The 20,162-nt window shown below is 73.0% G+C and carries 21 protein-coding genes; 13 read left to right on the top strand and 8 right to left on the bottom strand.

Features of this window, described 5'->3' with window-relative positions; genetic code table 11:
• Positions 1–13: 13 nt before the first annotated feature.
• From I601_RS05195 to I601_RS05185, 3 genes are read left to right on the top strand one after another with little or no spacing between them, the layout of a single operon-like run.
• Complete coding sequence (locus I601_RS05195) at positions 14–547, top strand: signal peptidase I (protein WP_237089560.1); 534 nt, start codon at positions 14–16, stop codon at positions 545–547.
• A gap of 47 nt (positions 548–594) precedes the next feature.
• Positions 595–1,170: a SipW-dependent-type signal peptide-containing protein gene (locus I601_RS05190; protein WP_068107114.1), complete on the top strand. Its 576-nt coding sequence runs from the start codon at positions 595–597 to the stop codon at positions 1,168–1,170.
• Positions 1,171–1,181: 11 nt separating this feature from the next.
• Complete coding sequence (locus tag I601_RS05185) at positions 1,182–1,589, top strand: hypothetical protein (protein WP_157519891.1); 408 nt, start codon at positions 1,182–1,184, stop codon at positions 1,587–1,589.
• On the opposite strand, the gene I601_RS05180 is transcribed toward I601_RS05185, so the two are convergent.
• From I601_RS05180 to I601_RS05165, 4 genes are read right to left on the bottom strand one after another with little or no spacing between them, the layout of a single operon-like run.
• The gene (locus I601_RS05180; protein ID WP_068107110.1) at positions 1,586–2,389 is read right to left on the bottom strand and encodes an SDR family oxidoreductase; all 804 of its coding nucleotides are present in this window, start codon (positions 2,387–2,389) and stop codon (positions 1,586–1,588) included. The genes I601_RS05185 and I601_RS05180 overlap by 4 nt on opposite strands.
• Before the next feature lie 37 nt (positions 2,390–2,426).
• Entirely contained in the window at positions 2,427–3,272 is an 846-nt protein-coding gene (locus I601_RS05175; RefSeq protein ID WP_068107108.1) for an ABC transporter permease, read from the bottom strand.
• Positions 3,269–6,004, bottom strand: coding sequence for an alpha/beta fold hydrolase (locus I601_RS05170; RefSeq protein WP_068107106.1), 2,736 nt, complete (start codon positions 6,002–6,004; stop codon positions 3,269–3,271). The genes I601_RS05175 and I601_RS05170 overlap by 4 nt, the downstream gene beginning before the upstream one ends.
• A gap of 38 nt (positions 6,005–6,042) precedes the next feature.
• Positions 6,043–7,515, bottom strand: a complete 1,473-nt coding sequence (locus I601_RS05165; protein ID WP_068107104.1) for a carboxyl transferase domain-containing protein — start codon at positions 7,513–7,515, stop codon at positions 6,043–6,045.
• Positions 7,516–7,636: 121 nt separating this feature from the next.
• On the opposite strand from I601_RS05165, the gene I601_RS05160 reads away from it, so the two are divergent.
• Positions 7,637–8,404: a hypothetical protein gene (locus tag I601_RS05160; protein ID WP_169834663.1), complete on the top strand. Its 768-nt coding sequence runs from the start codon at positions 7,637–7,639 to the stop codon at positions 8,402–8,404.
• Here I601_RS05160 and I601_RS05155 read toward each other — a convergent pair.
• Together I601_RS05155 and I601_RS05150 are read right to left on the bottom strand one after the other, a co-directional pair.
• On the bottom strand, positions 8,401–9,906 hold the full coding sequence (locus tag I601_RS05155; RefSeq protein WP_084527169.1) for a M1 family metallopeptidase: 1,506 nt from the start codon (positions 9,904–9,906) through the stop codon (positions 8,401–8,403). The genes I601_RS05160 and I601_RS05155 overlap by 4 nt on opposite strands.
• Positions 9,903–10,484 carry an RNA polymerase sigma factor gene (locus tag I601_RS05150; RefSeq protein WP_068107101.1) on the bottom strand — a complete coding sequence of 194 codons (582 nt, stop codon included), beginning with the start codon at positions 10,482–10,484 and terminating at the stop codon, positions 9,903–9,905. The genes I601_RS05155 and I601_RS05150 overlap by 4 nt, the downstream gene beginning before the upstream one ends.
• Positions 10,485–10,519: 35 nt before the next feature.
• Between I601_RS05150 and I601_RS05145 the strand changes: the two genes are divergently transcribed.
• From I601_RS05145 to I601_RS05135, 3 genes are all read left to right on the top strand, one after another.
• Positions 10,520–12,019, top strand: a complete 1,500-nt coding sequence (locus I601_RS05145) for a serine/threonine-protein kinase (RefSeq protein ID WP_169834662.1) — start codon at positions 10,520–10,522, stop codon at positions 12,017–12,019.
• A 147-nt stretch (positions 12,020–12,166) separates the two neighbouring features.
• Positions 12,167–13,354 carry a globin domain-containing protein gene (locus I601_RS05140; RefSeq protein WP_068107095.1) on the top strand — a complete coding sequence of 396 codons (1,188 nt, stop codon included), beginning with the start codon at positions 12,167–12,169 and terminating at the stop codon, positions 13,352–13,354.
• A gap of 98 nt (positions 13,355–13,452) precedes the next feature.
• On the top strand, positions 13,453–13,707 hold the full coding sequence (locus tag I601_RS05135) for a PspC domain-containing protein (RefSeq protein ID WP_068107093.1): 255 nt from the start codon (positions 13,453–13,455) through the stop codon (positions 13,705–13,707).
• 67 nt (positions 13,708–13,774) lie between these two features.
• Here the strand turns inward: I601_RS05135 and I601_RS05130 are convergent, their stop codons facing one another.
• Positions 13,775–14,461 carry a hypothetical protein gene (locus tag I601_RS05130; RefSeq protein WP_068107091.1) on the bottom strand — a complete coding sequence of 229 codons (687 nt, stop codon included), beginning with the start codon at positions 14,459–14,461 and terminating at the stop codon, positions 13,775–13,777.
• Positions 14,462–14,635: 174 nt separating this feature from the next.
• Here I601_RS05130 and I601_RS05125 point away from each other — a divergent pair, with 174 nt between their 5' ends.
• Together I601_RS05125 and I601_RS05120 are read left to right on the top strand one after the other, a co-directional pair.
• Positions 14,636–15,382, top strand: a complete 747-nt coding sequence (locus I601_RS05125) for an AAA family ATPase (RefSeq protein ID WP_068107089.1) — start codon at positions 14,636–14,638, stop codon at positions 15,380–15,382.
• A gap of 64 nt (positions 15,383–15,446) precedes the next feature.
• On the top strand, positions 15,447–15,845 hold the full coding sequence (locus I601_RS05120; protein ID WP_084527167.1) for a DUF3054 domain-containing protein: 399 nt from the start codon (positions 15,447–15,449) through the stop codon (positions 15,843–15,845).
• A gap of 53 nt (positions 15,846–15,898) precedes the next feature.
• Here the strand turns inward: I601_RS05120 and I601_RS05115 are convergent, their stop codons facing one another.
• Positions 15,899–16,291: a DUF2510 domain-containing protein gene (locus tag I601_RS05115; RefSeq protein ID WP_084527165.1), complete on the bottom strand. Its 393-nt coding sequence runs from the start codon at positions 16,289–16,291 to the stop codon at positions 15,899–15,901.
• Positions 16,292–16,433: 142 nt separating this feature from the next.
• On the opposite strand from I601_RS05115, the gene I601_RS05110 reads away from it, so the two are divergent.
• The 4 genes from I601_RS05110 (at position 16,434) to I601_RS05095 (ending at position 20,146) form a co-directional block, all read left to right on the top strand.
• Entirely contained in the window at positions 16,434–16,904 is a 471-nt protein-coding gene (locus I601_RS05110) for a hypothetical protein (protein ID WP_068107087.1), read from the top strand.
• 227 nt (positions 16,905–17,131) lie between these two features.
• Positions 17,132–18,511: an HNH endonuclease signature motif containing protein gene (locus I601_RS05105; protein ID WP_068107085.1), complete on the top strand. Its 1,380-nt coding sequence runs from the start codon at positions 17,132–17,134 to the stop codon at positions 18,509–18,511.
• A gap of 106 nt (positions 18,512–18,617) precedes the next feature.
• On the top strand, positions 18,618–18,905 hold the full coding sequence (locus tag I601_RS05100; RefSeq protein ID WP_068107084.1) for a 2TM domain-containing protein: 288 nt from the start codon (positions 18,618–18,620) through the stop codon (positions 18,903–18,905).
• A 65-nt stretch (positions 18,906–18,970) separates the two neighbouring features.
• Entirely contained in the window at positions 18,971–20,146 is a 1,176-nt protein-coding gene (locus I601_RS05095) for an FAD-dependent oxidoreductase (protein ID WP_068107082.1), read from the top strand.
• Positions 20,147–20,162 lie beyond the last annotated feature (16 nt).

Raw genomic sequence — 20,162 nt, 5'->3', positions numbered from 1 at the left:
GACCAGGTGGCACATGGCTCTGGGCGCGATGTCCTGGCTGGTCCTCGTGGCCGCCCTGGGCATCGTGCTCGCAGCCGTGCTGGTGCCCCGAGTCGCGGGCGCGACCCCGATGACCGTCCTGACCGGCTCGATGACGCCCGCGTACCCGGCCGGCACCCTCGTGGTGGTGCGCCCGCTGCCCGAGGAAGAGATCGGGGTCGGCACGGTCATCACCTTCCAGCTGCGCAGCGGTGACCCCACGATGGTCACCCACCGCGTGGTCGGAGTCGGCTACGACGGCGCCGGCGAGAGGGTATTCACCACGCAAGGCGATTCGAACGAGTCTGCGGACGCTGCTTCGGTGCGTGGCGTCCAAGTGCGCGGCGAGGTCTGGTACGCCGTGCCGTGGCTCGGGAGGCTGAACATCCTGTTCTCAGCCGACCAGCATGAGCTGATGACACGGATCGCTGCCGGCGGTTGCTTCGCCTATGCGCTGGGAGTCGCGGTGCGCGGTTGGAGGCGCCGCTCGCGACCCCGGCGCCGGGCGTTGGCCGGGGCAGTGGCATGAGTGGACACCGTGCCGAGCGCAGGCGTCGCAGCCCGGGAGCGCTCGCGATGGGGATGCTGCTGGCCGTTGGCTTCGTGGGGACCTTGGGTGGGGCGACCACGTTGGCCTATTGGAACGACACCGCGACCGTGCAAGGCGGCACCGCCACGGCAGGGTCGTTGGATGTAAAGGTCGACGGTCAGCAGGGCAACCCCACGACCTACACGTGGATGGCGCTGCAGATGACTGAGATGGCGCCTGGAGAAATCGTGGCTGCGTCGTTGCCGATCAGCAACGCCGGCACGACGCCTTTCACCTTCACGGTCTCCGGCACCGCGACCGGTGTCGCCGGCAGCGGAGGTGCGTCGATGCTGCCGCAGGTCACGGTCAAGGTGCGCGTCGGTGGGACTGCGTCTGCCAAGGCAACCGCGTACCCCCGGAAGGAGACCTGCTCCGGGGGAACAGAGACTTTCTCAGCGGTGCTGGACGGGACCGCCAAGCCAGTCGTGCCTACCGGAGCTGTGATGGTGCCGGGCGGGTCCACGTCCATGTGCGTCACGTTGGAGCTGGCAGCGGGGGCCCCCAACACTGTTCAGGGCGCGAGCATGACGCCCACGTTCGTGGTGACGGCGACTCAGTCATGATATTTCGTGCCTTGGTCGGTCTCGTTCTCGCGTTGGTTCTGGTGCCAACGGCCACGACTCACGCCTCCTGGAACGACGTCGCCGCCTTCGACGGTGCCGCCACCGCTGGGACTGCCACGGCGCGGAAGCTGCAGTGCGTCGGCAGCCCGGCGCTGTCCAAGGACGTCACCTGGCTTCCGTTCACCAGTCATCCGTACGACAACGTCAACTTTTACGAGGTGACCGTCAACGGAGTCGCCGTTTCGCCGGTTAAAGAGGGCAGCACGTACAGCATTACCGTGAATCTCGGCCTAGTTACTCTGCTCGGGTCGGTCACGGTCAGCGTGACCGCCTGGGCAGGGAGCAGCTGGGTTAAGACGTCGACAATCACCCTCGGACGCTCGCTGCTGGGGCTGTCGCTCGGGTTCTCCTGCCCCTAGGAGTACTGACGCGCAACCTCCCACCCCACCGGCACCTCAGGATGCAGCATCGCGTCGGTGCCACCGTCGACGAACAGCACCGACCCGACGATGAGCGACGCAGCGTCGGAGAGCAGGAACGCGATGGTGGCCGCGACCTCCTCGGGACGACCGGGGCGCTGGATGGCGGTGGGGTAGGAGTCGGCGAAGGCGCCGAGCTCGGGGTCGGCGCGCAGGCGGTCGGTCATCGGGGTGGCGATGAGGCCGGGGGCGACGGCGTTGACGCGGATGCCGCTGCCGATCCAGTCCGGGCCGAGGCCGTCGCGGCGGGCCCACCAGGCCAGCGCGGCCTTGGTGGCGGGATAGACTTGGACGGCCTCGGTGGCGGCCGCCGCACCCCGTGCCGCCTGCTCGTCGTCGGTCAGGCACAGGTCGGCGACGTCGCCTGCCCAGCCGGGCTGGCAGGTGATCGAGTTCGAGGCGAGCAGCACGACCGCGCCCGACCCGCTCGCGGCCAGCTCGGGCTGCAGGCCGCGGACCAGGCCGAGCGCGCCGAAGTAGTTCACCGACACCACCAGCGCCGGGTTCACGCCGGTCAGGCCCGCGACGCCGGCGCACGGCACGACGCCGTGCACGACGTCGGTCAGCGCCCGCACGCCCAGCACCGCACCCGCGCGGCCCTCGGGGGTGGACAGGTCCGCGGTGACGTCGGAGTCGCGCAGGTCGACACCGATCACCCGGTGGCCCTGCTCGCGCAGGAGGGAGGCGGTGGCGGCGCCGATGCCGGAGGCCGCGCCGGAGACGACGTAGGTGTGGGTCATCCGCGGAACAGTAACGTGTTCTAGGTGTGTGCAGGGCTCAGCTGAGCACGTCCTTGCGCCGGAACATCCAGAACGCCAGCGACACGAGGACCAGCGTGTAGAGCACCGACCACAGCGCCCCCTGCACCAGGTCGTCCCAGACCACGACGGGCCGCAGCAGGTCGAACCACGCCGACGCGTCGTGCAGCGGCAGCGCGTTGCGCAGCGAGCCGAGGTTGTCGATCTGGTCGAGGATCGCCGACACGATCGTCACCATCACGGCCCCGCCCACGGCCGCCAGCGGCGCGTCCGTGCGCACCCCCAGCGCGAAGGCGAGCGCCCCGACGGGCAGCAGCGTGACGACCAGGTACGCCGCCACCAGCGCCAGCCGTGGTGCGAACGTCGCCCAGTCCAGCGTGCCGCCGGTGGGGTTGCTGAAGCCCTCTGTGCCGTAGAAGACCAGGCCCACCAGCAGCGACCACCCGATCAGCGCGACCACCGCGACGGCGGTGCTGGCCAGGCCGATCACCAGCTTGCTCCACAGCAGCCGGGCCCGAGGGACCGGCGCGAGGAGCAGGTAGCGCAGCGTCGACCAGGACGCCTCCGAGGGCAGCGAGTCGCCGACGAAGAGCGCCGCGAGCACGATCAGCAGGAACGACGACGACACGGCGGTCGTGAAGATCGCGAAGTTGGCCGCACCGCTGGTCGCGAGGTCCACGAGGCTGCCCTGGCTGGGCTCGCCGTCGCCGAGCGCGAAGGCCGCCACGATCAGCAACGGCAGGGCGAGCAGCAGCACGAACGACCACGTCGTACGCCGCCGCGACAGCTGGCGGCCGAGCTCGGCGCGCAGCGACAGCGGCCGGCCGGGCAGCGTGTCCGCGCTCGTCGGGGGAGTCGTCGTCATCGTGAACGCACCTGCCTCAGGTCGGGGTCGGAGCCGGACGCCGCGGCGATCACGCCGAGGAAGACCTCCTCGAGGTGGCGCCGGCTGCTGACCCCGACGACGTCGGCGCCGCTCGCGGCGGCCGCGCGGACCACCTCGGCGCGCGGCAGGTCGGCCACCACGATCACGTGCGGCTCGGCGGGGTCGACGACGACCTCGACCTCGGCCACGCCGTCGACGCGGCGCAGCGTCGTGGCCAGCACCTCCGGGTCGCTGCCCGCCGCCAGGGTCAGCACGGTGGTGTCGCTGGAGTCGACGAGCTCGGCCACGGTCCCGGTCGTCACGACCCGGCCCGCGTGCATCACCACGACGTGCGAGCAGGTCATCTCGACCTCGGCCAGCAGGTGGCTGGAGACGACCACGGTGCGTCCCGCGGCGGCGTACCGCGCCAGGACGGGGCGCAGCCCCGCGATCTGCGGCGGGTCCAGGCCGTTGGTGGGCTCGTCGAGGACCAGCACCTCCGGCAGCCCGAGCATCGCCTGCGCGATCCCGAGGCGCTGACGCATGCCGTGGCTGTAGGTGCGCACCGGTCGTTCGATCGCCCCGCCGAGCGCCGCGATGGCCAGCACCTCGTCGTAGCCGGCCTCGGCGGCGTCGCGGCCGGTGGCCGCCCAGTACGCCTCGAGGTTGGCCCGACCGGTCAGGTGCGGCAGGAAGCCCGGGCCCTCGATGAGGGCACCGACCCGCGCCAGGACCGGGGAGCCGGGACCGACCAGGCGGCCCAGCACGTGCACGCGCCCCGAGTCCGGGGCGATCAGGCCCATCACCATCCGCAGCGTCGTGGTCTTCCCGGCCCCGTTGGGCCCGAGGAGCCCCACGACCTGGCCGCGCTCGGCGCGCCACGAGACGTCGTCGACCGCGCGGTGGCCGTCGGCGTAGGTCTTGACCAGGCCCTCGATCACCAGCGGCACGTCGGCGGTCGCGGGGTCCACGGGGTCGTGACCGCGTCGGCGCCCGAGCAGCACGGCGGCCAGGATGCCCAGCAGCACGACGCCGATGGCCGCCAGCAGCCCCACGACCTCGTCGTCCAGCCCGGCGCCCTCGGCGCTGAGGACCGTGGCGCCCTCGATCGTGGGCAGCCGCAGCTCGCGGACCTCCACCACGTCGACGCGGGCAGCGCGGGGGGCGGCGTACGTCTGGTCGGTGGAGGTGACCAGCACCCGCAGCCGGTCACCGGCCGGCACCTGCCAGGTGCCGCCGGGCAGCGCCACGTCGACCGTGGTCGCCTCGTCCGGCGTGGTGGCCACGGTGACCGGCGCGACGAGGCGCCGCGGCAGGTCCGCGGAGCCGCTGCCGACCTGCCACATGCTCAGGAACAGGGTGCTGGAGCGGGCCGTCGAGGTGATGCGCAGCCGCACGCGCGGGGAGCCGACGACGGTCCGGGGCTCGCTGAGCTCCTCGGTGTCGAAGGCGACCGACTGGCCAGGCAGGGCCGCGAGCGGGTAGGTCGAGATGACGTCGCTGAACTCGTCGGCCGCCTCGCTGCCGGTCGACGGGACGGCGGTCAGCGACGCGGGCTGGGCGCCCGGCGGGTTCGCCAGCGGCTGCGGTCCGCCGTCGAGGGCCAGCACGTCGTACGTCGCCGCCTCGGCGTCGGCGCCGCTCTGCACCGTGGAGCTGTCCTGGCCGCGGGTGCGCGGCAGCGCCCAGCTGAAGGCGGGCAGCGGCAGGTCGCCGGTCGCTGCGTCACCTGCGCCGTCGCCGCGCAGGTAGTGGTCGAGCCACGGCTCGATGGTCGCGGTGTCGGCGGCCAGGGAGCCGCCGAGGTCGTCGTGGCCGCCGTCGCTCCAGCGCACCGCGACGGGGGTGTCCTGCGCGCGCAGGGTGGCGGCGGTGGCGTCGGACTGCTCGACGCCGAAGAGCGTGTCGGCCATGCCCTGCAGCAGGTACGTCGGCGCCTCGAGGTCGCCCAGCAGCGGCGCGGGACTGTGCGCGCGCAGCAGCCGCAGCAGCTCCGTGCTCGGCCGGCCGGTGCGCGCGGCGTCGAGGAACGGCGCGCACACCTCCTCGGCGAAGCGACCGCAGACCGGGTCGGTCCCCGGCACCCCGAGCCCCTGCGCGGCGGTCGAGACGAAGAAGCGGGAGGCCCACAGCTGCTTGAACGGGCCGGGGCTCCGTTCACCGCGGGCGCGCTGGGGGAAGAACGCGTCGGTCAGGTCGTGCCAGGTGATGGCCGCGACCACGGTGTCCACGCGGGGGTCGGAGGCGGCGGTCATCAGCGAGATCGCGCCGCCGTACGACGCCCCCACGGCGCCCACGCGCGGGTCGCCGGCTCCGTCGGTGACGAGGTCGTCGCGCTCGGCCAGCACGTCGACGAGGGCACGGGCGTCGGCGACCTCGTAGTCGGGGTCGGCGAGGTGGATGCGGCCGCCCGAGTCCCCGAAGCCGCGCGCGGTGTAGGTGAGCACCAGGTAGCCGTCCTCGGCGAGGTCGGTGGCCTGCCCGACCAGGTCGTTCTTGCTGCCGCCGAACCCGTGGGTCAGCAGCACCGCCGGGTGCGGGCCGCCCCCGGCGGGCACGAACGTGGAGGTGTCGATCTCCACCGGCGCCCCGCCGGGCTCAGGGCCGACCTCGACCATCGCGTCACTGACCTCCACCTCGGACCCCGCTGCCCCGGCGGGTGTGAGCAGGGCAGCCGGGAGGACGAGGGTCAGGGCGAGGGCGCCCGCGAGGGCGGCGGAGCGAGCGCGCATGTCCGCCAGTCAACAGGGTGCCCCGTCACCCGGGCCGTTCACTCGTAGCGGCGCACCCGCTCCGAGGGCGACCCCGCGCCGCGGGTGAGCAGGCCGGCGAGCTCGTGGGCGAGCACGCCGCCGACCCGGCGGCAGAACTCCTCGGGCTCCTCGGCGGCGTCCGGCTTCTCGACCACCACGCGGTCCACGATGCCGGCGGCGTGCAGGTCCAGGGCCCGGACCTTCTGCTGGCGCGCCATGTCGGGGGCGTGGTCGAGGTCGCGGTGCACGATGGCGCTGGCGCCCTCGGGAGGGAGCGGGGAGAGCCAGGCGTGCTGGGCGGCCACGACGCGGTCGGCGGGCAGCAGCGCCAGCGCCCCGCCGCCGTTGCCCTCGCCGAGCATCAGGCTCAGCGTGGGCGCGTCGAGGGTGACCAGGTCGCCCAGGCAGCGCGCGATCTCGCCGGCGAGGCCACCGTTCTCGGCGTTCACGCTCAGCGCCGCGCCCTGGGTGTCGATGACGGTCAGCAGCGGCAGCCGCAGCTCGGAGGCCAGCCGCATCCCGCGGCGGGCCTCGCGCAGCGCACCGGGGCCGAGCGGGTGGGTCTTGGTCTGGCCGCGGCGGTCCTGGCCGAGGAAGACGCACGGCACGTCACCGAAGCGCACCAGCGCGATCAGCAGCCCCGGGTCGGCCTCGCCCTGGCCGGTGCCGTTGAGGGGCACCACGTCGGTGGCCGCGTAGCGCAGCAGGCGGCGCACGCCGGGGCGCTCGGGGTCGCGGGAGCGGGTGACGGCCTCCCAGGTGTCGACGTCGGGCACGGCCTCGTCGCCGGGGTCGGCGACCTCGCTCATCGCCTCGCGCGGCGGCAGCATGATCCGCAGCGCCCGGTCGAGGATGTCGGCGATGTCCTGGGGGGCCACGACCGCGTCGATGATGCCGCGGGCGTAGAGGTTCTCCGAGGTCTGCACGTCCTCGGGGAAGTCCTCGCCGTAGAGCGCCTGGTAGACCCGCGGGCCCAGGAAGCCCACCAGCGCGCCCGGCTCGGCGACCGTGACGTGGCCCAGCGAGCCCCAGCTGGCCATCACCCCGCCGGTGGTCGGGTTGCGCAGGTAGACCAGGTAGGGCAGCCCCGAGATCTTGTGCGCCATCACCGCCTCCGCGATCCGCACCATCTGCACGAACGCCGGCGTGCCCTCCTGCATCCGGGTGCCGCCGCTGATCGGGGCGGCCAGCAACGGCAGCCCCTCAGCGGTGGCCCGCTTGATCGTGGCCACCAGCCGGTCGGCGGTCGCGCGCCCGATCGAGCCGGCCAGGAAGCCGAACTCGCCCAGCACCACCGCCACCCGGCGTCCGCGCAGCAGCCCCTCGCCGGTCACGACCGCCTCGTCGGTGCCGGCCTTCTCGCGCGCGGCCGCGAGCTCGGCGGCGTACTGCTCGCTGATCTCGCCGTACGTCGGCGCCTCGTCCCAGGGGGTCCACGACCCCTCGTCCAGCACGAGGTCGATGAGGTCGTGGGAGGTCAGTCTGGCCATGGGCCGAAGAGTAGGCCCTGCGGATTCCCCGGGTACCCGGGGAATCCGTAGGCGTTGGGGTGTTGCAACACCCCAACGCCTCCAGTTCCACCCCAACGCCTTGGCTGCGACGATGCTCGGCGTGAGCGTTCCCACCCCCCGACCGCCCCTCCTCCGTGTGCTGGGCACCCACGTGCTGGTGGGGGTCGCGGTCGTGCTCGCCGGGTTCGGCTTCCTGGTCGCGGCGTCGGACGGGTGGGGGGTGCTGCTCGCGGTGGAGGCGGCCGCGCTGCTGGGCGGGTGCTGGCTGGTCCTGCTGCTCGCCACCCTGCTGCCCGGCACCGCGCGCCGCGGGCGACTGGTGGTGCGCCGGCACCCCGACCGCCTGGAGCTGCCCGGCTCGCGCCTGCTCACCGGCCTCCTGGTCGCGTTGCTGGCGCTGAGCCTGCTGCTGCCGCTCACGCTGCTCGTCTCCTGGGCCGCCCGCGGGCGCCTGGACGGGTCGGCGGGGGCGGTCGTGCTCTCGCTCGCCCTGCTCCCGCTCGGCGTGCCGCTGCTCGTGCAGGTGCTGCGCGGACGGGTCCGGGTGCCGTGCCTGGTGCTCGACGCCGAGGGCGTGACCTCCCGCGGCTGGCGCGGCGAGACGGCGGTCGCGTGGGCCGAGCTGGCCGAGGTGCGCCTGGTGGCCGACCCCGGGCGTCGGCTGGTGCTGCGCGCCACGAGCGCGGCCGGGCGGCGTACGACGCCCACCTCGGTGGCGACCTCGCCCGGCGCCCGCACGGTCGGTGGACCCGTCGTGGGCGCCGACGAGGTGTCGGTGCCGGTGGCGTTCATGGGCTCCGACGCGGCCCTGGTCGCCGACCTGCTCGCGGCCTGCCGCACCGACCCGACCCGCTGGTCCGAGCTCTAGCCCCGAGCCGGCGTCGTCTGCCCGAGCAGCCAGTCCTCGAAGAACCCGGACAGGTCGCGCCCGGCGCGCTCGGACCACCACGAGGTCATCTCGTCGTAGTCGGACGAGCTGTTCTGGTGCTCGGCCGGCCAGGCCCGCACCAGCTCGAAGAAGACCTTGTCGCCGAGGTCGCGGCGCAGCTCGTGCCACATCAGCGCGGGCCCGTAGTAGATGTTGGACTCCCCGAAGGTGGTGGGGTCGTAGTCCGCGGGCGGTCCGGCGGCGGCGCGCTCCTCGTCCTCGAAGGAGGCCCAGTAGTCCATCAGCTCGTTGACGGAGTAGCCGTCCTGCTCGGCCTCCCACAACCCCTGCAGGTACATCGCCATGCCCTCGTTCATCCACACGTCGCGCCAGTCCGACGGCGTCACCTCGTTGCCGTACCAGTGGTGCGCGAGCTCGTGGACGACCACCTTGGGCGAGGTGGCGTAGTCGGTCATCCCCAGCGTGATCATCGTCTGGGTCTCCATCCCGCTCTGGCTGTCGACGAGCAGGATGCCGAGCGTGTCGAACGGGTAGGGCCCCAGCCGCTCCTCGAGCCACGCGAGCCCCTCGGGGGTCGGGGCGAGCGTGCGCGCCAGGCGCTTGCTGTCGCGGGGCACCCAGTACTGGATCGGTACGCCGCTGGCCGACTCGTCCTCGGTGAGCACGTAGTCACCGGTCGCGATCGTCATCAGGTACGACGCCGCCGGCTCGGCGAGGTGCCAGGTCGTGGTGCGGACCCCGCCGGTCTCGACGGTGTCGACGAGCTCGCCGTTCGCGATGCCGGTGAACGGCTCGGGCACGCTGATGGTGAGGTCGTAGAGGGCCTTGTCGGCGGGCTGGTCGTTGACGGCGTACCAGGTGTAGGCGCCGTGCGGCTCCTGCATGGTCCAGGTCGACCCGTCCGGCATGGTCGTCCAGCCGTTGGTCGAGTAGTCGCTGCGCGTGGTGGGCGCCGGGACCGGCAGCGGGGTGCCCGCGTAGTCGAGGACGAGCTCGTAGCGCCCGTCGGCGGTGACGTCGGCGACCACGACGAGGTCCTTGCCCTCGTGCCGGAAGTCCACCTCGTCGCCGTCGAGGCGCACCGCGTCGACCTGCAGCGCCTCGCTGAGGTCGAGCCGGAGCTCGTCGGCGTCCCCGGTCGCACGCAGCAGCAGCGTCTGGTGCCCGGTGAGCACCCGGGCGTCGGGGTCCCAGGACAGGTCGAGGTCGTAGTGCAGCGCGTCCACGCCGGGGTCCCCGACCAGGGGGTAGACCGAGTCCTCGACCGGCTCGCTGAGCGCCACGTCGAGGGCCGGGTCGTCCGGTCCGTCGTACGCCGCGTCGGCACCGGCCGCGGGCGTCACCGGCGCCGAGGCGGCACCGCCCGCGCCGGCCGGGCGCTCCAGGAGCGGCTCGTCGGCGGCGTCCGAGCCCGAGCAGGCGGCGAGGAGCAGCGGCACCAGCGCCGCGGCGACCACGACCCGGGGCCGCGGGTGGCTCACGCGTCGTCCCCGCGCAGCAGCGGTCGGGCCAGGCGGCGCCCGTGGTGGATCTGGGCCTTGATGGTGCCCAGCGGCGCACCGACCAGCCGCGCGATCTCGTCGTACGGCAGGCCGTAGACGTCGCGCAGCAGCAGCGGCTCGACGAGCTGCGGGTGCTCGCGCTCGAGGGTCTCCATGGCCTCGAGCAGGTCGAGGCGGGTGCCGGCGATGACGCTGGTGGTGCGCGGGTCGGGCCGCTCGAGGGGACCTCCCGCGGTGTCCTGCGGGTCGGTCGGGGTGGCCTGGTTCTTCAGGCGGCGGTACGTCGTGCGGGCGCTGTTGACCGCGACCGCGTGCATCCAGGTGGTGAAGCGGCCGCGCTGGCCCCAGCCGCCGATCTTCTGGGCGATGTTGAGCAGCGCCTCCTGGCAGGCGTCCTCGGCGTCGGAGGAGTAGGGCAGCACGCCGCGGCAGACCTGGAGCGCGCGCGGGCGGATCGCGCCCAGCAGCTCCTCGAGCGCAGCCCGGTCCCCGGCCTGCGCCCGTCGGGCGAGGTCGTCGATCTGGTCAGCGTCGTACGCCTGCTCCTGCGCGCCCACTGGTCTCCTTAACTTTCATGGCCCATCATGCCTGGGTGTCCTCAGGCCAACGGATCCCCCAGCGCCTGGGCCGCTACGCCGTGCGCCGGCGGATCGGCTCGGGCGGCTTCGCGACCGTGTGGCTGGCCTACGACGAGCAGCTCGACTCGCCGGTGGCCGTCAAGGTCCTCGCCGACAACTGGACCGACGACGCGCAGGTGCGCCGCCGATTCCTCGAGGAGGGACGCTACCTGCGTCGCGTGGAGTCCCCGCACGTCGTGGGCGTCTACGACGCCGGCGAGCTCGACGACGGCCGCCCCTACCTGGTGATGTCGTATGCCGACCAGGGCACGCTGGCCGACCGCCTGGAGATCGACGGGCTCAGCCCCGCCCAGTCGCTGGAGATCATCCGCCAGATCGGTTCCGGGCTCACCGCCCTGCACGCGCGCGACATCCTGCACCGCGACGTGAAGCCGGCCAACGTGCTCTTCCGCACCGCCGACGGCGAGGTCCGCGCGATGCTCGGCGACCTGGGGCTGGGCAAGGCGCTCGACGTCTCCTCGCGCCTGACCATGATCGCCGGCAGCCCGTCGTACGTCGCCCCCGAGCAGGCCCAGGCCGAGAACCCCGACGCCCGCGCCGACCAGTACTCCCTGGCCGCGGTCGCCTACCTCCTGCTGGCCGGGCGTCCCGCCTTCTCCCACGCCACGCTCCGCGCGGCGGCCGAGCCGCAGCCGGTCGAGCCGATCGGTGGCGACCTGCCGCCCGCCGTCGACGACGTCGTACGCCGCGCGCTCGCGGTCGACCGCGAGGAGCGCTGGCCCGACGTGGCGACGTTCGTGGCCGAGCTGGGCCGGGCGCTGGAGCCGGTCGTGCGCGGCGCTGCGGCACCGTCGAGCGCCCCGTGGCTGCCGGTCGACCCCGAGCTGACCCAGCCGGGCAGCCGGCCCTCGCTGCACAGCCCGTCCGGTCCGCTGGGGGAGCCCGAGACGCCGCAGGTGGCGACGCAGGAGCCACGGCGCCGGCGGCGCGGGCTGGTGGCGCTGGGCGTCGCGGCCGGTGTGCTGGCCGCGGCCGGCGGGGCCTGGGCGGGCCACGAGCTCGAGCACGACCTGCGACCCGACCTGCTGCGGGTCAGCGACGACGGCGGCACCTTGTCGGTGGAGGTGCCGTCCGACTGGGGCAGCAACCTCGCCGACGGCGGGTGGGGCGGCCCCGACCAGGACGGCGCCTACAGCGCGGTCTCGGTCGGCAGCACCCCCACCTGGACCGACCCGGGCACCGACGGCGAGGGCGTCTTCCTCGGGCTGATGCCCGGCAGCGGCCTGCCCGAGCTGATGCCGGACCACCCCGAGTGCGATCTCGCGCAGCCGCCCGTCGTCGAGGAGGGCGCCATGCCCTCGGTGACCGTGCTGCACACCGGCTGCCCCGACGGCCTCACCGTCGAGCGTGTGGTCCAGGTCGCCGGCAACCGGCTGCTGTGGGTGCAGGTGCGCAGCCTCGACCGCGCCACCGCCAACCGGGTGCTCGACAGCGTCGAGACGTCCGGCATCTGAGGGACGGGCCACTCACGGGACGTCCGTCCGGCCGAGCCAGGACGTTCGGCACTGCGCCGCGGCCACCACCAGGTGGTCCAGTGGAGGGACGCGCGGGCTCGCCGAGCCGCGCACCGGCACGTCCTTCCACACCCCCCATGGAGCCTGATGCTTTCCACCCAGTCCGCCCAGGTCGTCAAGGCGACGCTCCCCGTCATCGGGGCCGCCATCGGCGACATCACCCCGGTCTTCTACCAGCGGATGTTCACCGCGCACCCCGCCCTGCTGCGCGACCTGTTCAACCGCGGCAACCAGGCGCAGGGCGATCAGCAGAGCGCGCTCGCGGGCGCGATCGCGGCGTACGCGACCCTCCTGGTGGCCGAGGACGGCCGCGACCCGATGGAGGTGCTGGCGCGGATCGCGCACAAGCACGCCTCCCTCGGCATCCGCGAGGACCAGTACCCGATCGTCCACGAGCACCTCTTCGCCGCCATCGTGGAGGTGCTCGGCGAGGCGGTCACGCCCGAGGTGGCCTCCGCCTGGGACGAGGTCTACTGGCACATGGCGCACGCGCTGGTCACGATCGAGAAGCGGCTGTACGCCGATGCCGGCATCGAGCACGGCGACGTGTGGCGCACGTTGGTGCTGCGCCGCCGGCTCCAGGAGTCGCCCGACACGGTGTCGTTCGTGCTCGGGACGGCCGACGGGAGCACCCTGCCGGCGTCGCGCCCGGGGCAGTATGTGTCGGTGCAGGTGCCGCTGCCCGACGGGGCCCGCCAGATCCGGCAGTACAGCCTCACCCACGCCCCCGACCCCAGCGAGTGGGGGATCTCGGTCAAGGCGGTCGAGGGTGGTGAGGTCTCGAACTTCCTGCACCAGGAGCTCTTCGAGGGCGACGAGGTCGCGGTCTCGGCGCCCTTCGGCGAGCTGGTCGTGCAGGACGCCGACGAGCCGTTGGTGCTGATCTCCGCCGGCATCGGGATCACCCCGATCATCGGCATCCTGCACTACCTGGCCGGCACCGGTTCGCAGCGTGAGGTGCTGGTGCTGCACGCCGACCGCTCCCCGGCCCGCCACGCGCACCGCCAGCAGCTGAAGGACCTCGTGGCCGCGCTGCCCGCCGCGAGGCTGCACCGCTGGTACGAGGACCTCGGCGTACGCCCGACCAGGGACGTCCTGAGCGCCGGCCGGGTCGACCTCGGGCTGGTGGAGCTGCCCGCCGACGCGCAGGTCTACCTGTGCGGCCCGCTGCCGTTCATGGAGTCCGTGCGCAGCTCCCTGATCGAGCGCCACGTCAACGAGAGCGACATCCACTACGAGGTCTTCGGGCCGGACAAGTGGCTGGCCTCGGCCTGATCCCCCGGGGTCAGGGTCGAGCCAGGGAGGTTCCCGATGGTGAGCAGCGCACGCGCGACACACACTGGAGGCATCACCCACACGACCGGAGGGCAACCATGACCGACATCCGCACCAGCTTCGCCACCCAGGGGCTCGTCCGACCCCGCGACACCAGGGTCCTCGGCGGCGTCTGCGCCGGCCTCGGGCGCCGGTTCGGCCTCACGCCGTGGATCGCTCGGCTGCTGTTCGTCCTGATCCTGATGGTCGTGCCGGGCAGCCAGCTGCTGATCTACCCCGTGCTGTGGATCCTGATGCCCGACGAGGACAGCCCCAGCGCCCAGGTGCCCACCCGGCACGACCCCACCGCCTGACCCTCGACGCGAAAAGTGTGGAGCCGCGAGTGAACAGGGTTCACCCGGCGCTCCACACTCTCGTCCCTCAGTCCTGCTCGGTCGCGGGAGGCAGCATCGAGAGAACCGGGTAGGCGTCGTCGGTCCTGTCGAAGGTGCTGTTGGCCGGGTCGGTGAAGCCGGAGGTCCACAGGACCAGGTCGCTCATCGACTGCAACCCGGTGGGGTCGGAGAAGCAGACGGTCTTGATGGTGGCGGTGAGGGTCTCGTCGACGCGACGGACCTTGATGTACTTCCTGTGCCCCTCCAGGGGCGCGCCCGGGGTGTCGGTCGAGGAGGAGCAGCCGCGGCGGCCCGGCTTGGTGGGCCGGGCGTAGGCCCAGTCCCCGTGCTTGTCGAAGCCGATCTGCACGCCCATCTTCTTCGTCTTCTCCCCGCCCTTCTTCCGCGCACGCGTGATCTTCATCTGCGCCTTGAACTCCATGAACGCCTGGTCCGCGGCGTAGTCGTCGTAGAAGTCGTCGACGGTCCAGGTCAGCAGGATCCGGTCCTTCAGCCGGGTCTTCCCGTGCCGCACCTCGACCCCGGTGCCGGTGAGGTCGGTGCCGCGGATCTGAGCCTCACCCGGCTTTCCGGACTGGGAGGCCACGTCGCCGAGGGGATCGTCGAGGGTGGCCGCGTACGGGTCGTCGGTGGTGCGTGCCTGGCCGGGCGTGGGCGCGAGCAGGGTGAGCGCGACGGTGGTGGCGGCGGCGATCAGCCGGGGATGGCGCATGGGGGCGGTCCTCCAGGGGGGATGCTCACGAGGGGGGTCCCCATTGGATCAGGTGGTGACGGGCGACGGCGCCGGAATCGACGGATCCGCGATCGATCCAGAGCCGGAGCTCATGCGCCGACTCCCACTGCACGAGGAGGTCCGCGTCCGTCGTTCGGAGGTAGCCTCCCGGCCATGGGTCGCTCGGATGCGTGGGTCCGCGACCGGCGGCTCGTACGTCGCGTGGTCGCCAACGAGCGGGCGCCCGCGCCGCCCGGGCGCTGGCCGGCGACGATCCCCGCGGTCGAGCAGCTGCTGCGCGAGGGGCTCGACCTCACGCCCGGCGTCACGCTGCTGGTCGGCGAGAACGGCAGCGGGAAGTCGACCCTCGTGGAGGCCGTCGCCATGGCCTTCGGGCTGGCGCCGGAGGGCGGCACCCGCAACGTGCAGGAGGGGACCCGCACGACCGAGTCGCCGCTGCACGAGTGGATCACCCTGGAGAAGGCTCCCGGCGCCCCGCGCTGGGGTTTCTTCCTCCGCGCGGAGACGATGCACGGCTACTTCACCCGCCAGGAGTCCTACAGCACCCGTCACGACCCGCGCTTCCACGAGCTGAGCCACGGCGAGGCCTTCCTGGAGCTGCTCCGGACCCGGTTCGACTCCCCGGGCCTCTACTGCCTGGACGAGCCCGAGGCGGCCCTGTCCTTCAGCAGCCAGCTCGCGCTGGCCTCCACCCTGCACGAGCTCGCGGCCGGCGGCGCTCAAGTCGTCTGCGCCACGCACTCACCCCTGCTGGCGGCCCTGCCCGGCGCGCGCATCCTCGAGGTCGGGCCGTGGGGGCTGCGACCGACGACGTGGGAGGACCTCGAGCTGGTCGCCCACTGGCGGGCCTACCTCGACGACCCGATGCGCTACCTGCGGCACGTCATCGCGCCCGACTGATCCGGCCACCAGTCCGGGCTGACCCGCTCAGCTCGTGCGGGGTCGCGCCTGCCACGCTGGGGGCGTGACGTCGATCAGACCGCTGGCGACAGGCCGGTTGCTGGGCCCGCTCGTGGCCGACCTCGTGTGCGTGCTCGCCCTGGCGGTCGGTGGCGCGAACGCGCACGATGGCGGCGAGTCCGACTGGGTCGTGCTCGTCATCATGTGGCCCTTCGCGGTGGCTGCTGGACTGGCGCACGCCGGGCTGGCGTGGAGCGGGCGGCGGTCGCGTCGGGTGTGGCCCGAGGGCGTGGTCGTCCTCGCGGTGACCTACGTGCTCGGCATGGCCCTGCGCGTCGCGTCTGGCCGGGGCATCGCTCCCGCGTTCCTGGTCGTCGCCGCCATCGTCCTCGCGGTGACGATGCTGGGCTGGCGCTTCCTGGCGCAGGTCGCTGCCCGCAGACTGAAGACGCCTTCGTCGTAGACCCCGCCCCCGGCGTCCCGATCCCGGCCGGCCGGCCGGGGACGAGACAGCGCCTAGACGATCTTCTCGAAGACCATCGTCGCCTGGATCCGGTCGCCGCCGCCGAGTCCCTTGCTGCCGGAAGCGGCGGTGGTGATCGTGTGCAGCCGGTATCCGAACGCCGCCTGACGGTTCAGCACCCCTTCCAGCTCAGTGAGGTTGCCCGAGCCGGTGCCCCAGAGCTTCTCCTTGAGGATGACCTGGAGCACCACGTAGCTCGCGCCCGGCGCGGCCGGCCGGGGCTGGGCGCCAGCGACAGCGCTCTGCTGGATCTGGCCGGCGACCCCAGCGATGCCGCCGCCCTCGGCCGGCGCCTCGAACTGGTCGGTCCAGGCATGGCCGTCCCACCAGCGCTTCCTGCCCGATCCGGAACCGTCGTCGTACCAGCCAGCCGGTGTGCTCGACATGGGCAACCCCTCTCTCCTCGCTGCTGCTCGCCCAGGCTAGAACTGCTCGAGCCGGATCGCCGGCAACGCGGACGAGTCGTGCAGTCGATCGAACGGCACCTCCTCCGGACACCGGTCCGGTGACCAGTGCGAGGATGCATGGATGAGCTGGGGAGATGTCTGGGTCAACGGGGACAAGGTCCGACCCGAGATCGACGCCACCGGCCCGCGGGCGCCGTGGATCCCGGCGGGCGTCATCTCCGCGGAGGAGCGGGCGTTCGTCGAGGCGACGCAGGCGCTGCGGAGGACCCGCGACGCGCACGCCCGAGCGGTCGAGTTCGACCTCCAGGTCACCTCCTCCGCCGTGAGCAAGGAGCGCTCCGGCACGGGGAAGTCCGTCGTCGGCTTCGAGCCGGACGGGTTGTGGCTCGCGGTGGACGTGACCCCGGCGGGGAGCCCCGAGGGGGAAGCCCGCTTCGTGGTCTTCACGCAGCGCGTGCACGTCATCGCCAGGGCCCATCGGGCCGCCAAGCGCGGTACGCCGGGCCGCCCGCGGGGAACCATCTCGCTTCGCGGCCGCGCCCGATCCCGGGAAAGCCCCCTCGAGTGGGGTCACCCGGCGGCTCGGGACTGACCGAGCGAGTTGTCGGCGAGATCGTCAACGGAAGCGTGGTCGGGCCGGACGCGGGTTGGTTCGGGTACGCGGCGGCCTTGGCGGCGGTATGTCGTGGCCCCGACGGCGGTGACCGTGGCGTGCTTCCGGTCCGGGATGGAGCTGCCCCGGGTGTCAGTCGGTGCTTGGTCCACAGGTCGGGTGCTCGCCTCGTCCGGACTGTCGGTGCTGCCTGCTTGGGTGGAGTCATGGCCGGGACGCTGGTGGTGGAGGAGATGTCGGAGGACGCTGTCCTCGAGGCTGCCACCGTGTGTGCGCGCACGCTCCAGCAGGCTGAGGTGGAGCTGTTGCGGGTGGCGTACCGGTGGGCGGTGCTGCACGACCCGGCCCGTCCCGGTGTCCTCGACCCGGACGAGGTCGGGAAGCCGGGCCGCGAGCAGGCGCGGCGCCTGGGCGGTGCGGGCACCGCTGAGGTCGCCGAGTTCGCCGCCGCCGAGCTGGGCGCGCGGATCGGGCGCACCACCCATGCCGCGGTCGCGTTGATCGCTGATGCCCAGGACCTGCGCCACCGCCACCCGCAGCTGTGGGGCCGGGTGCTGGCCGGGGAGGTCCGGGCCTCCTACGCCCGGTTCGTGTGCACCAGGACCCGCGAGCTGTCTGCAGCCGAGGCTGCCTACGTCGACGCCGAGGTCGCCGAATCAGCCGACGGGCGGATCCCGTGGTCCCGGTTCGAGGCCCTGGTGATCGGAAAGGTCGCCGCCGCGGCACCCGCCCTGGCCCGGGCCAAGGAGGAACGCGCCCGCCGCGCGACGTTCGCCAAGATCATCGGCAAGCCCGAGCACGGCATGGCCTCCTTCCTGATCCGCGCCCCCATTCCCGTGATCGCCCAGCTCGACACCGCGATCACCGCGCTCGCTGAGCGGCTGCGCGAGAGGCTGCCCGACGACCCGCACCCCGCCGACCCGATGGATCAGCCGGCCGGGGAGGAGCGCCCCGACACCGCCGCCACCGTGGTCAGCGGGGATGAGCGGCGGGTGCTGGCGGTGCTGATGCTCGCCAACCCCCAGACCTGCGCGACTGACCCCGAGACCGACCCGGGCGACCTCGACATCGGTGCCCTGGTGCCGCGTGCGGAGGTCGTGGTCCACCTCGACGGGCGCAGCATCGGCTCCGACCTGCCCACCATCGCCCGCCTCGAGGGACACGGCCCCGTCACCACCGACTGGGTCCGCGACGTCCTCGGCCCCCATGCGGTGTTCACGATCCGCCCGGTCCTCGACCCCCTCGGCCACGCACCGGTCGATGCCTACGAGATCCCGCAACGACATAGACGGGCCGTGCGGCTGTTGTCGCCGGCCGACGTGTTCCCCTTCGCCTCCTGCACCAGCGACACGATGCAGGTCGACCACACCGAGCCCTACCGACCACACGGCCGGGGCGGTCCGAGCGCGATCGGGAACTACGGCCCCCTGACCCAGACCCACCACCGCATCAAGACCTTCGGGCACTGGCGGGTCAGACAGCCCTTCCCCGGCGTCTTCGTGTGGCGCGACCCCCACGGCGCCCTCTACCTCGTCGACCACACCGGCACCCGACGCGTCGACCACCCCACCGACCAGGCTGCTTGATCAGGCTCCCTGCCCCGGCGCACTGACCTCCGTCGAGACATCGAGGGCCGAAGGTCCCTGCCGGAGGCCCGCCGGGCGACCTAACGTCGAGAGCAGGGAGGAAGCCATGGTCGAGGAACACGAGCCAGCCGAGAGCACCCTGCGCGAGCGGGCGCTGATACAGCTCAAGAAGCGCCGCGACTTCCAGACCCACGTGCTGGTGTACATCCTGGTGAACACCCTGCTCGTGGCGATCTGGGCGATGAGCAGCCCGGAGGCGTTCTTCTGGCCGGTCTTCGTCATCCTCGGGTGGGGCATCCCCGTGGTCATCAACTGGTGGGACGTCTACGTCGTCAAGGAGCCCGACGAGGCCACGATCCAGCAGATGATGGACCGGCTCCAGCGCAAGGGATGACCGCCTGACCCACAGGCCCCAGCGACGCCACCTCGGGGTGTGCTGGACGCGATTACGTTGGTCGGATGGAGCGCCACGAGGTACTGGTCATCGGTGGCGGCAACGCCGGCATCTCCCTGGCCGCCCGACTGCTGCGCGACGGCGCGACGGGCGTCGCCGTGGTCGAGTCCGAGACGACCCACCGCTACCGGCCGCTGCTCAACTACGTCGGCTCCGGCGAGGCCACCATGTCCTCCCTGGAACGCCCGGCCACGGAGGTGATGCCGGAGGGCGTCACCTGGATCCGGGCCGAGGTGGTGGCCGTCGATCCCGCGGGCCCCAGCGTGCGCCTCGCCGACGGCCGTGAGATCGGCTGCACCACCCTGGTCGTCTGTCCCGGCCTTGAGGAGGACTGGGACGCCGTCCCCGGCCTCGCGGCGGCGTACGCCGACGGCTGGGCGGGCTCGACCTTCGTCGTCGAGAGCGCACCGCGGGTGTGGCCCGCGCTGCGCGACCTGACCGCCGGGCGGGTGCTCTTCACGATGCCTCCGGAGCCCGCGCCCTGCGGCGCCACCGCGCTCAAGCCGCTGTTCATGGCGTGCGACCACTGGCGCCGCGCGGGTGTCCTCCCCGACCTCGAGGTGCACCTCGCCCTCCCGGGCCCCACCCCGCTCGGCAACCCCCGGGCCGACTGGCGGCTCGAGCAGGTGCTGGCGTCGTACGGCGTCCGGGTGCTGCGCGAGGCCCGTGTGGCCGGCCTCGAGGGACGCGCAGCCACGGTCACGACGCCGGCGGGCGAGCAGCGTCTCGACGACCTCGCCTACGCCCACGTCGTGCCGCCCTACCGAGCGCCGAGCTGGGTCGCCGAGAGCGACCTGGCCGGGTCGAGCGGCGCGGGATTGGTCGACGTCGACGAGCGCACAATGCGACACCGGCGGCACCCCGCGGTCTGGTCGCTGGGCGACGTCGCCGACCTCGGCACGCGCCCCTCGGGCGGGGGCCTGCGCAAGCAGGTCGAGGTCCTGTCCCACAACATCACCACCGACGGCTCGGAGCCCGCGCAGCACTACGACGGCTACACCGTCATGCCGATCACCACCTCGAAGCGCCGGCTGATGCTCGTCGAGGTCGACCGCGACGGCCGCCCCACGCCCTCGGTGCCCTTCCCCGACCTGGTCAAGCCCCGGATGCTCACCTGGTACGCCGACCGCTACGGCCTCCCGCTGACCTACTTCAAGCGCATCCTGCGCGGGAAGGTCTAGGGCCGAGCGAGCAGGA

It is taken from the genome of Nocardioides dokdonensis FR1436, assembly GCF_001653335.1.
Lineage (GTDB): Bacteria > Actinomycetota > Actinomycetes > Propionibacteriales > Nocardioidaceae > Nocardioides > Nocardioides dokdonensis.
Note: the sequence above shows the minus strand (reverse complement) of the source record. Positions and strands in the feature narration are given on the sequence as shown.

What these genes read in the sequence shown, in the direction of transcription:
- I601_RS05110 (WP_068107087.1), top strand. Translation starts at nt 16,434, where the DNA reads ATGAGCTGGGGAGATGTCTGGGTCAACGGGGACAAGGTCCGACCCGAG.
- I601_RS05165 (WP_068107104.1), bottom strand. Translation starts at nt 7,515, where the DNA reads ATGGCCAGACTGACCTCCCACGACCTCATCGACCTCGTGCTGGACGAG.
- I601_RS05095 (WP_068107082.1), top strand. Translation starts at nt 18,971, where the DNA reads ATGGAGCGCCACGAGGTACTGGTCATCGGTGGCGGCAACGCCGGCATC.
- I601_RS05175 (WP_068107108.1), bottom strand. Translation starts at nt 3,272, where the DNA reads ATGACGACGACTCCCCCGACGAGCGCGGACACGCTGCCCGGCCGGCCG.
- I601_RS05180 (WP_068107110.1), bottom strand. Translation starts at nt 2,389, where the DNA reads ATGACCCACACCTACGTCGTCTCCGGCGCGGCCTCCGGCATCGGCGCC.
- I601_RS05125 (WP_068107089.1), top strand. Translation starts at nt 14,636, where the DNA reads ATGGGTCGCTCGGATGCGTGGGTCCGCGACCGGCGGCTCGTACGTCGC.
- I601_RS05195 (WP_237089560.1), top strand. Translation starts at nt 14, where the DNA reads ATGGCTCTGGGCGCGATGTCCTGGCTGGTCCTCGTGGCCGCCCTGGGC.
- I601_RS05130 (WP_068107091.1), bottom strand. Translation starts at nt 14,461, where the DNA reads ATGCGCCATCCCCGGCTGATCGCCGCCGCCACCACCGTCGCGCTCACC.
- I601_RS05140 (WP_068107095.1), top strand. Translation starts at nt 12,167, where the DNA reads ATGCTTTCCACCCAGTCCGCCCAGGTCGTCAAGGCGACGCTCCCCGTC.
- I601_RS05100 (WP_068107084.1), top strand. Translation starts at nt 18,618, where the DNA reads ATGGTCGAGGAACACGAGCCAGCCGAGAGCACCCTGCGCGAGCGGGCG.
- I601_RS05105 (WP_068107085.1), top strand. Translation starts at nt 17,132, where the DNA reads ATGGCCGGGACGCTGGTGGTGGAGGAGATGTCGGAGGACGCTGTCCTC.
- I601_RS05190 (WP_068107114.1), top strand. Translation starts at nt 595, where the DNA reads ATGGGGATGCTGCTGGCCGTTGGCTTCGTGGGGACCTTGGGTGGGGCG.
- I601_RS05115 (WP_084527165.1), bottom strand. Translation starts at nt 16,291, where the DNA reads ATGTCGAGCACACCGGCTGGCTGGTACGACGACGGTTCCGGATCGGGC.
- I601_RS05135 (WP_068107093.1), top strand. Translation starts at nt 13,453, where the DNA reads ATGACCGACATCCGCACCAGCTTCGCCACCCAGGGGCTCGTCCGACCC.
- I601_RS05170 (WP_068107106.1), bottom strand. Translation starts at nt 6,004, where the DNA reads ATGCGCGCTCGCTCCGCCGCCCTCGCGGGCGCCCTCGCCCTGACCCTC.